8 protein-coding genes are annotated in these 10,151 nt (G+C 65.5%); all 8 read right to left on the bottom strand.

Annotation, left to right across the window (positions count from 1 at the left end; genetic code table 11):
* Window positions 1-227 precede the first annotated feature (227 nt).
* The 8 genes from VNN77_07920 to VNN77_07885 all read right to left on the bottom strand — a co-directional run bounded on the left by VNN77_07920 (window position 228) and on the right by VNN77_07885 (window position 10,113).
* Complete coding sequence (locus tag VNN77_07920; GenBank protein ID HXG51314.1) at window positions 228-1,379, bottom strand: 2-hydroxyacyl-CoA dehydratase; 1,152 nt, start codon at window positions 1,377-1,379, stop codon at window positions 228-230.
* 199 nt (window positions 1,380-1,578) lie between these two features.
* Complete coding sequence (gene mobB, locus VNN77_07915; protein ID HXG51313.1) at window positions 1,579-2,688, bottom strand: molybdopterin-guanine dinucleotide biosynthesis protein B; 1,110 nt, start codon at window positions 2,686-2,688, stop codon at window positions 1,579-1,581.
* Window positions 2,689-2,692: 4 nt separating this feature from the next.
* Window positions 2,693-3,673 (bottom strand): hypothetical protein, encoded by a 981-nt coding sequence (locus VNN77_07910; protein ID HXG51312.1) that lies wholly within the window; start codon window positions 3,671-3,673, stop codon window positions 2,693-2,695.
* 3 nt (window positions 3,674-3,676) lie between these two features.
* The gene (locus VNN77_07905) at window positions 3,677-4,435 is read right to left on the bottom strand and encodes a molecular chaperone TorD family protein (protein HXG51311.1); all 759 of its coding nucleotides are present in this window, start codon (window positions 4,433-4,435) and stop codon (window positions 3,677-3,679) included.
* Between the two features lie 40 nt (window positions 4,436-4,475).
* Window positions 4,476-4,985, bottom strand: a complete 510-nt coding sequence (locus VNN77_07900; GenBank protein ID HXG51310.1) for a hemerythrin domain-containing protein — start codon at window positions 4,983-4,985, stop codon at window positions 4,476-4,478.
* 14 nt (window positions 4,986-4,999) lie between these two features.
* Window positions 5,000-6,265, bottom strand: coding sequence for a 4Fe-4S dicluster domain-containing protein (locus tag VNN77_07895; protein HXG51309.1), 1,266 nt, complete (start codon window positions 6,263-6,265; stop codon window positions 5,000-5,002).
* Window positions 6,258-6,596: a hypothetical protein gene (locus tag VNN77_07890; protein ID HXG51308.1), complete on the bottom strand. Its 339-nt coding sequence runs from the start codon at window positions 6,594-6,596 to the stop codon at window positions 6,258-6,260. The genes VNN77_07895 and VNN77_07890 overlap by 8 nt, the downstream gene beginning before the upstream one ends.
* A gap of 43 nt (window positions 6,597-6,639) precedes the next feature.
* On the bottom strand, window positions 6,640-10,113 hold the full coding sequence (locus VNN77_07885; protein HXG51307.1) for a molybdopterin-dependent oxidoreductase: 3,474 nt from the start codon (window positions 10,111-10,113) through the stop codon (window positions 6,640-6,642).
* Between the last annotated feature and the right edge of the window lie 38 nt (window positions 10,114-10,151).

Below are 10,151 nucleotides of genomic sequence, written 5' to 3'. Positions count from 1 at the left end.
TCAGCTCCACCGGATTGCCGCTGATCAGCATGTAAACCGCCTGCCCCTCCCCACTCTCCGCCGCCCGCGTAAGCCGCTCAAAATACCGCCCCATCAGCTCCTTCTGCAAAAGATGCATCTGGCCCTGATAGCTGCTTTTGGTCTGTGGCGTTTCTGCCATCGGAAACTCCAGAATGGATTCCGGTTCGCGTCGTTTCAACTGGAAACGGGAAACCGGAAATCCGGAATCAGTCGAACAACATCGACTCCACGAAAGTTTCCACCTCGCTCCGCGCCTTGTCGAAAATCCACATCTTCTCCTCGAACTCCAGGCACAGGTGCGGGATGCCTTCCTTCTCCAGCGCCCTCTTGTAAAGCGCGTAGTCGAAGAGGGCCGGCTCGCAGAACTTCGCCGCCAGAATCAGGACCGCCGCCGCCCCGCTCTCGCGCACCCGATCGATCAGATGGCGGCTCTTGCTCTCCCGGGTGTCGTGCTTGACGCCGCAGTAGACGCTGTTGTTGACGTACGCGTCGGCCAGATTGCGCCAGGGATTGCCGCTCAGGGGGACGTCCCGCCGGAACCACCGCCACCCGGTCAGGAAATCGTCGTCGAGAATGTAACAGCCCGCCGCCTCCAGGGCCTCGATCAGCTCGAGCGGCGGCTGCTCGCAAAACGACCCCTCGAGAATCACCCGCACCCGGTCCTTCGGCTTCTCGTCCCGCGCGCGCACCTCGGCCAGCGCTTCCTCCGCCATCGCGATGTGCTCGCGCACCGGGAGAAGCGTCCCGAGCCGCGTCAACACGTAACACTCCACCGTGGAGAGGTTTTGCGGCGCCTCGGCCCGCAAGGCGTAGAGCTCGCGCAAGAGGCGCCGCTGACGGTTGTAGAGCTCGATGCTCCCGCGAAGCGCCTCGTCGGTGATCTTTTTCCCCGAAAGGCGCTCGTAGCTCGCCGCGACCCGGCGGTACTCCGCCTCGAGATAATCCAGCACGTGCGGGGAAGCGAGATTTTGCGGAAAGTGAATGTACTCGACCACCAGATCGGGAAAGTTGCGCTTGAAGACGCTCCCCAGGTTGCGGGCCGGATCGCAAATGGAGTGGAAAACCATTCCGTCCAGAAACCCCAGCCGTCCGGTGAGCCCCAGCTCCAGCGTGCTCTTCACGATCGAACAGATGAAAGACTGGAAACGCGAGTCCGCGTGCGCGATCTCCAGGCGGTTTCCCGCCCCCATCACCCCGACCGCCGCACATCCCGCGGCATCGATGAGCTCCACCGGGCTGTAGACGGGGTAACACCCGACCAGCTTCTTGCCGAGCCGCTCCTTCCAGCTCGAAACGATTCCCAACGCGTCGCTCTCCAGCTGCTCGCGGTATCGTGCCATCAACTCCGCTATCGCCATCGCGCCTTCCTTTCCTGGTCGCTCGTCGCTGCTCCCCGGTGGAGCAAGTTGTGTGCCGCGGAATCCTTATCGTTTTTCATCGGGAAAAGGTAGATGGGACGGGCGATATTCGCAACGGTAGGAAAGAGCGGCGAGGGAAATTCCCAAATATCAGACGACTCGGCGGTGAGCGGCAAGCAGCGAGCAGCGAGCTGCGGGGCTACGATCTTTGCCTGTCAGCCTTGCCGAGGACCTCGCGCTCGACGAGGTCGGCGAGCTTTTCGATCTCGTCGGACGCGAAGTGAGGAGCGCGGGCACCGACGCCGCTGCCGCCCACGATCGCAAGCACGTCGTCGCCGCCGTTGCAGAGCCGCGCCGCCGGCTCGGTGGGGGAGAGAACTTCGATCTTGGGCGCCGCCTGGTCGTGAAACCCCTCCACGAGAACGAGGTCGTTGCCGGCGAAGTACGGCAGGATCCGGTCCAATCCCGCCGGGTTTTCCGTCGCCTGGAACAGCGAGACCTCGGTCGGACAAACCAGGGCCACGGCTGTGGCTCCCGCCTGGCGGTGCCGCCACGTGTCCGTGCCGGGACGGTCGGTCTCGACCGGCACTGCGGAGTGATGGTGCTTGATCGTGGCGACCCGGTAACCGCGCGCGGTCAGCTCGGGCACGAGCTTCTCGACGAGCGACGTCTTGCCGGATTTCTTGAAGCCGACCACGAGCACGACCTTCGGGAGAAGGGGAGGGGCGGGCTCGCCGCCGAACGGCAGGTAGGCGCCGCGAGCGCACGGGATGCAAAGCGTCTTTCCCCCGACGACGCGCTCCCGCCGGAAGTTGATTCCTTCGCCGCAGCTCTGGCAGAGCACCCGCTTGCCCCGAACGCCCGGCAGCTCTTCCTCCGGAAACCGGATGCCGACGCGCTGCAGGGAAAAAAGCAAGGTTTCGGGCATGATCCGATAGGCTTCCCTTTGCGCGTGGTGGGGCGATTCGATTCCTTGCGCGTAGGCTCCGGCCAGGCGGCGCGCGTCGTCCCTGGCCAGCACGCGAACGGCTTCCCCGGTCGCCTGGTTGACGAAGGTGGCCGCCATCTTGCCGTAATCGAAGAATTTCAAGGTTCTTTTCCCGAGAGAGCAGCCCGTGACGGCCTGTATGGCGTCGGTTGCGCAGCGATCCATCTCGACGCAGACGATGAGCTTCTTGCAGCCGCGCGGCTCGTCGATCCCGACTTCGCGGCACCCGACCATCGCCATCCGCACCCCGAGCACCTGCCCCGCGCAGAGGTGGCCGTGGATCGCGGACGATTCGTTCAGCAGCTCTTCGAACGGGCGCATCGTTTCAGCTCCCTCCGGCCCGGCAATCCTCCGCGGTTCTCTCTTCGCCGGCAGGCGCCGCCGCGGGCAGCCGGCGGGCGCCGAACAGGGAAATCTCCCGCGCCCGGTACAGATCGGCGCACTGGACGCAAAGCCCCTGAGCGGGCTCCCAGGACGGGAAGTCTCCGCGAATCGCCGCGGCGACCGCGGCGGGCAGGCGGTCCGGGGCCGGTTCGAAGGAGACCGCGGGAAAGCGGCAAAGCGGGCACCGGCCGGCGTGGGGCCGCCCCGGCGCGCGGGCGAACGCCGCGAGCTCGCCGTGCGTGTGCGGCTCGCGATCGAAGAAGCGCGCGAAGAGCTTCTCGGTTTCGTTCCCCAAAAAAGGAAAGGCTCGTCTGAAGCTCTCGAGCTCTTCCGCACGGACGGCCGGGGGCAGCCAGCCGCGACGCACCATGCGGCCGTTGATCGTGGCGTCCCACAGGGCCCGGTAGCGAGCCTTGAGCAGCGAGTCGTGCGCCGGACCTCCTTCGGCCGGCGGCAGCGCCGGCTCGTAGCCGAAGCTCGGGTCGAGCATGTCCACGATGTGGAAAAGCTCGTGGCGCAAAAACGCGAGCACCCGCTCGGGCTCCAGAAGCGACTGCGGCCGGAGCAGGATCGCCACGCTGCGCTTTTCCCGGTCGCTCTCGCCCCGCCCGGCGACGACGAACAGCTCGGCGCCTTCGTCCTTCGCGCTCCGGGCGAGCGCCACGACGCAGCGGGCGACGCCCGACGCAAGGAGAGGCTGCTCGGCGACCGCCTGCTCGAGCGGCGCCCCGAGCCGGCGCCGCTCGAACCATCGTGCGCTTTGGTCGCGAAACGCGAGCTCCCGGGTCTCGGCGTCGGCGATCTCGTACAGCCGGTCGCGCTCTGTCCGGAAAAGGCGGCCCTCGGCAGTTCCGCGCAGGCAATGAAACACCGCTTCTTCGAGGAACTCGGGGTCGTACCGAAGCAGGTCGTGAACCGCCATTCGTTACCCCTCGGGCGGGCCGGCCGCCGGCATCGCCGGGCATTCCGTCGCGCCGCAGGCCATCGGAATCCCGTCGTCCCCGACGGGACGTAGGCTCAGGCTGCGCGGGCCATGCGGCACGCCCGCGCGGCTGCAGTCCGCCGTCACCAGCCGCTCGCAGAGATCGGCGAGAGCGCCGTAGAATGCGGCGTCCTGTTGCCTGAGCTTTGCCGCAAAGGCGGGAGCAAAACGCCCCAGGTGGTCGCGCAGAAAGAGGCGGGCGGCCTTGCGGGTCTCCTCCAGCATCGGGGCGTCGCCGCTCTCCAGCGCATGGGCTTCCTTGAGCGCGAGAAAGCTTGCGAATTCGCACTCGCAGCTGATGTGGTCCGGCCGCTCGTGCTCGGCGGCGTTCAGCGCCAGGCCGAACGCCCGGTAGAACCCCATCAGGTCCCCCATCTCTTGCGGCTGCTGGAAGAGCGCTTCGCTACCGTATTCGGTCTCGTACGGTGAAACGGCGCCGCGCGCAGTGTGGCCGAAGAGGCGATGGTACGACTCGACCAGCCGATCCCGGCCGGAATCCACGGCTGCCAGCGCACGGGCGGCCGCGGCCAGATTCCCGCTCTGGTCCAGCCGCTCCGCTGCGCCCGCCAGGACGGCCGATCCTTCGGCCGAGCAAAGGCGCGCGCGCATCTCGTCGTCCGGCGGGCGGAACCCCAGCGCCAGGGCGCTGTAAAGGACGGCGCGGCCGAGGGCGAGATCGATTTCTCCGAACGTCGTTTCCATCGTTTTCTCCCATTGCGCCGGAACGTCCGGCCGAAACGCGCTAGACCGGCGCGACGGCCGGCCGCGTCCGCACCTCCGCCGCCCACTTCAGCAGATCGAGCCCCTGCTGCAGCGAGCGGTCACGGGTGTCGAGGATCGCCTGCACCTTTTGCCCGGACAGCCGCTCCACCATGATGGAAAGCCCGTCGCAATCGCTGACGTGCGGCAGGATCCCGCGCGCGAGCCTGACGGCGAGGCTCACGTCCTCGTCTTCGAGCGAGGGCCTACCGGCCAGCTCGACGAGCTTGCGGGCGGCTCCGATCGCCGCGTCGTGGTCGCCCAGCAGCTTCTCGACGTAGTCGTCGCCGAAGATCTCGCGCAGGGAAGGGTAGAGCGACTCTTCCTCGTAGCGGAAGTGCGGCCCGGTGCATTTCGCGATCTGCTCCAGCAGGGCCCGGATGGAGCCCCGATCGCGGTTCTGAAAGGCGCGGATGAGGTCCAGGAGAGCATCGCGCACCACGCGGTGCTCTTCCCTGAAGATCTGCGTGAACCGATCCGCCAGCGTCGCCATGTCCGTGCCCTCCGTCAGATCGAGTTGGCGTGCGTGCTCGGCCGGACGTGGACCGGCTCCTCCACCGTGGTCCGGAAGATCTCCTTTCCGTCCTGGCCGTAGGCGATGACCGTATCGTTGTAGACCGTGATTTTCCTGCCGCGCAGCTCCGCTTCGTAGATCTTCGGCCCTTCCTTGATCTCGTAGCGGAAGATGATCCGGTTCGAGCGGCGAAAGAGCTGCAGCACCGCGAGCAGCTCGCGATCGGGATAGCTGTAGCGCTCGATCGCCTGGTCGACGCCCGGGCCGAACATCTGTTTGAGGTAGGCCCGCGGCACCCAGCGCGGCGGGATGTAAAAGCCGTTGGGCTCGGTCCCGAACTGGGGATAGAGCGGCAGGGCGACTTTCGCCACGTGGACGAGATAGTAGATCGGGTTGTAACGGTCCTCGGTCCAGGTCCCGTCGCGATTGATCTTCACCAGCCCCTGCATCCGGATCTGGCCGATGCAGGCGGCCATGCAGCGGGTCTCGAGCGGCTGGCCGCGTCCCTCGGGATCCTTGCCCTCGATCCGCGGATAGCAGGCGATGCACTTTTCCGAGACCCGGGTGTTGCCGCGGTACATCGCCTTCTTGTACGGGCAGGCCTCGACGCACTTGCGGTAACCCCGGCACTGGCTTTGATCGATGAGAACGATGCCGTCCTCGGGCCGCTTGTAGATCGCCTTGCGCGGGCAGGCGGCGAGACAGGCGGGATAGCTGCAGTGGTTGCAGATGCGCGCCAGATAGAAAAACCAGGTCTTGTGCTCCGGCAGCTCGACGCCTTCGCGGTCGAGCTCGTTGGGCACCCCCTTTTTCCCCAGCGGGTTGTCCTCGTAGATGTTGGGCGAGTTCCACTCCTCGTCGGTCGGCAGGTAGCCCAGCACCCGGGCGCTGTCCGGGGTGAGCATCCTGGTCGCTTCGAAGATCGTGAGCCCGTCGAACTTGCCGTACGGCTGCTTCGGATCTTTCGAGGGCTTCCCGGACCAGACCTGCTTTCCGGGGTTGGCCTTCTCCAGCAGATCGAGAATTTTCACGTCCCAGAACTGCGGATAGCCGCCGTAGGGTTTGGTCTCCACGTTGGCCCACCACATGTGCTCCTGGCCCTTGCTGAAGGTCCAGGTGGACTTGCAGGCCATCGTGCAGCTCTGGCAGGCGATGCAGCGGTTGATGTTGAAGACGAAGGCGAACTGCCGGCGCGGATAGGCCGCCTCGTAGGGATAGGCCATCTCGCGCCCGAGCTGCCAGTTGTGGACTTTAGCCATGGCCTTTCTCCTGTTGCGCGACGTTCACTCCGTTCGAGCCGTTGCCGTCGTCTCGAACCTCCTGCACCTTCACCGCGGCTCTCGCCCACGCGCTTGTGCACTCGCGGACGATGCCGCGGATCGCGGCGTCGCCGAGCGCGCGGTAGGCCTGATGGGCGCCGGCGTAGAAGGGGTTCTGGAAAAGCCGCAGCAGGCGGTCGGCGTCGTACCCCATCAGGGCGAACTCTTCGGCGAAAGCGTAGGCCATCTCTTCCATCGTCTCCGCCGCGGCGGGCAGGACGACGCCGACGAGCTCCATCGGATCATCGGCTTCGACATCCTTGTAGGGCATGGTTACCTCGTTTGCGATCGGAGAGGCGAAGGGGCGAGCGGGCTCATCCCTCCACCTTCGTCAAATCTCCCGCCAGATAACGCTTCATCACCTCGTTCTCGTTGTCCGGCGTGTAGCCGGTCGTGGCCGGCTTCCAGATTCCCTTGCCGCCGAGACCGCCGTCCTCCGCCTTGGTGATCCGGACCAGGGTTTCCTTCGGCACCGTGTTGACCGCGTGGTTGTCGGCTTCGCCGCCGAAGATGAATCCCATGAAGACCTTGGATTTGTGGAAGAGGCTGTCGGTCTGGTGCATCGGCATGTGCCAGTTGCGCGTGACCGACTGCTGCGAGCCGTAACGCAGGTTCGCCTGGTAGCCGGTGTTGTCCGAGAGCGCCCGGCCGTCGGGCCGGGTCTCGTGCGCCTTGACGCTCTTCTCGGTGGCGATGAAGGGCGCGTGCTTCATCATCACGATGTTGTACGGATAGGCGTGGTTGTATTTGACCCGCAACATGCAGCGCGAGACGCGGTAGAACGGATCGTCGGGCCTGGCGCCGAGGTACGGGCGGTCGGCCGGGTTGGCATCGACGTAGACGTAGTCGCCGTCGTTGATCCCCAGGTCGCGCGCCGCCTGCGGGTTCATGTGGAGCTGGTGCTCGCCCACCGACGGGGCCCGCTTGTCCAGCCGGTACGGATCGCCGAAGTTGGAATCGTAGAGCATGTGCCAGTCGACGTTGGACCAGCTCGAGTGGACGCGGTGGCGCGTCTTGGGGGTGAGGCAGTAGAAGCGGAAGCCTTTTTCCCACAGAAAGTTCCGGGTCTGCTTCACCTTGCTCCAGGGCAGCTTGACGTTGCGCACGGTTCGCGCATCCCAGTGCTCGGCCTCGAGCGGGATGCCGTAGTCTTCCGGCCGGACGTAGGGGTTGGAGCTGACGATCACGTTGGGGAGATAAGGGGTCGCCTCCGGCCCCTCGCGATGGACGATGAAGTTCTCCCCGTACTCGATCGCCTCGGGGACGTCGGCGTAGGCATGGAGCCGACCGGTGTCGGTGTGGAACGGCTCGCTGTCGTGGACCTGCTCGTAGAACGGAATCCGCGGATAGGTGCGGAAATTCATCAGGCATCCGCCCGGCGGGCCATACTTGCCGGCCATGATGTCCTTGAGCTTGTAGCCCGCCGTCGTCGTGCAGGTGTCGAGCAGGCGCTGGATGTAGACGTGGCGCTTGTCGGGAGCGGCGAAGGCGAAGTAGTCGCGGAAGCGCTTGTCTCCGGTGACATCCGCCAGGGCGTTGGCGATGCCCGCGAGAATCACGACGTCGTCCTTGCTGTCGAAGACCGGCGGGATGCCGCCTTTCCAGATCTGCAGGAAGGGATTCGAGCAGCTCGCGGTGATCTCCAGCCCTTCGAATTCGAGCCACGAGTTGGCCGGCAGCGCGATGTCGGAGTACTCGATCGACGCCGTCATCTGGATGTCGATCGAGACGATCATCTCCACGTTGGGGTTGACGTTCTTGATCACGCCATAGGCCCACTTGGCGTTGTTGATCAGGTTGACGTTGGAAAAGATGATCGCCTTGGTCGGGGTGGGCATGTGCGTCTTGCCGGTGAAGTTCTTCCGCCCGAATTTCGGCGTGTCGACGATCAGGGCCAGGTCGCCGTGGTTCCAGTAGGCGGGCTCCTCGTCCTTGGTGTACGCGTGCGTGCGGATCTCCTTGCCGTGCGCGTTCGGGTCGAGGTTGATGTGGAAGGGGTCCTCCGCCACCCAGCCCTTGAAGCCCGGCCCGGTCCACGGGGAGCCCTGAAAGAGGGCGGCCTTGTAGTTTCCGGCCCAGGTATGGCAGCCGGAGCCGGGCTTGCCGATGTTGCCGGTCAGCATGAGGGGCAGGTACGCGGCGCGATTCATCTCCGTGGCGTGAAACCAGTGATTGATCCCCTCGCCCTGATGGATCGCCACCGGCTTCAGCGTCGCGATGTCCTCGGCGAGCCGCTCGATCATCGCCCGGGGCGCCTGCGTGATCTCGGCGACGCTGTCCAGGTCGTAATCGCGCAGGTGAGTCCGGTAGAGCGTCCACAGAGTGGCGACCTCGACCTCCCTGCCGTCGACCAGCTTGACCTTGAACTCGCCCTCGAGCGCGGGCTTGAGCCCCTTCCGCTCCATCCGCTCGCCGACGTCGTCGCGGGTCACCGCAGCCGGAGCGTTCTTCGCCTCGTCCCAGACCACGAAGTCGCCGAGCTTTGCGTGCTGCTCGGGGGTAAGGCCCTGGATCTTCATCGAGGGACCGTCCGGAGAAAGGGAGCTGCGGTAGTCGGGGAAGATCTCGTGCGCGCGGAGGCGCCTCAGGTTGTCCTTGCGCACGAGCAACGGGAAATCGGTGAAACGCTTGACGAAGGCCTCGTCGTACCACTTCTTCTCGATCATCAGCCGGGTGACGCCGAGCCAGAGCGCCGCGTCGGTCTCGGGCCGGATCGGGATCCAGTAGTCGGCCTTGGTCGAAGGCGGGCCGTACTCCGGCGCGATCACGACGATCTTGGCGCCGCGCTCCATGCACTCGATGAACCAGTGGGAATCGGTCAACTTGTTCTCGACCAGGTTCTTCCCGTCCATGATGATGAGCTTGGAGAAGCGCAGGTCGTTGAAGTCGCAGTCGGAGGCCTGGAGCCCGTGCACCCACGGATGACCCGGGGCCTGATCGCCGTGCCAGGTGTAGTTGGAAAAATTGCGTCCCGCGAGAGCGTCCTTCTCGCCGACGCCGCGGATCTTCGCGTCGAGCAGCGCGAGCGAGTTGTTGAGGCGGTACATCCCGTACTTGCCGATCACGCCGAGCAGCCCCATGCCGCCGCGCATCTTGATCGTGCGCGTCCCCGCGCCCCGGGTCTCCTCGACCATCTCCGGCTGGTAGCCCTGGGCGAGCAGGCGCTTTTTCCCGGCCTCGCCGCTGTAGCGCGTCGCGATGGCGACCAGGGCCCTGGCGATGTCGTGGAAGGCGTCGTCCCACGAGATCTGGATGAACTCGTCCTGGCCGCGGGCGTCGAACATGTATTTCGCCCGGTTCTCCGGCGTCAGCTCCGGAAAACCGGCGTCGGCCCACGCCTTCCACCCTTTACGGACGATCGGATGCTTGAGGCGGTAAGGACCGTAGATGACCCGGTGAAACGTGTAGCCTTTGGCGCACTGCCTGGGGTTCCAGTTGGCCGTCGCCTTGTTGCCGTAAAGGTCGGCGTAGGTCTGGTAGTCGTAGGTGTTGCCGAGGCGGGTGACGATGCCGTTGCGCACGAAGGCCCTCACGCGGCAGGCGTGGGTGTCGTTGGGCGAGCAGACCCAGTCGAAGACGCGGTCGTAACGGTACTGGTCGCGGTAGATCTTTTCCCAGTTGCGGTCGATCGCCCCGGCCAGGGGATTTTCGGCCGCCTGGGCGGGCCTGAGAAGCTTGAAAGAGAAACCCGCCGTGATTCCCGCGGCGCCGGCTCCGATCCCCATCCATTTGAGAAAGTCCCGGCGGCTCAATCTAAGCATCTGTCGTTCTGCAGTCTCGTCGGCCATCCTCTTCTCCCGAGTTTCGGTTTTTCGCCTTTCGGTCG

The organism is Candidatus Zixiibacteriota bacterium (assembly GCA_035574315.1).
Taxonomy (GTDB): domain Bacteria; phylum Desulfobacterota; class Binatia; order UBA9968; family UBA9968; genus DATLYW01.
The sequence above is the reverse complement of the archived record's forward strand: the minus strand, read 5'-3'. Positions and strand labels throughout refer to the sequence as shown.

Coding starts and splice junctions, on each gene's coding strand:
- VNN77_07905 (HXG51311.1), bottom strand. CDS start 4,435: ATGGAAACGACGTTCGGAGAAATCGATCTCGCCCTCGGCCGCGCCGTC.
- VNN77_07890 (HXG51308.1), bottom strand. CDS start 6,596: ATGCCCTACAAGGATGTCGAAGCCGATGATCCGATGGAGCTCGTCGGC.
- VNN77_07920 (HXG51314.1), bottom strand. CDS start 1,379: ATGGCGATAGCGGAGTTGATGGCACGATACCGCGAGCAGCTGGAGAGC.
- VNN77_07885 (HXG51307.1), bottom strand. CDS start 10,113: ATGGCCGACGAGACTGCAGAACGACAGATGCTTAGATTGAGCCGCCGG.
- VNN77_07895 (HXG51309.1), bottom strand. CDS start 6,265: ATGGCTAAAGTCCACAACTGGCAGCTCGGGCGCGAGATGGCCTATCCC.
- VNN77_07900 (HXG51310.1), bottom strand. CDS start 4,985: ATGGCGACGCTGGCGGATCGGTTCACGCAGATCTTCAGGGAAGAGCAC.
- VNN77_07910 (HXG51312.1), bottom strand. CDS start 3,673: ATGGCGGTTCACGACCTGCTTCGGTACGACCCCGAGTTCCTCGAAGAA.
- mobB (HXG51313.1), bottom strand. CDS start 2,688: ATGCGCCCGTTCGAAGAGCTGCTGAACGAATCGTCCGCGATCCACGGC.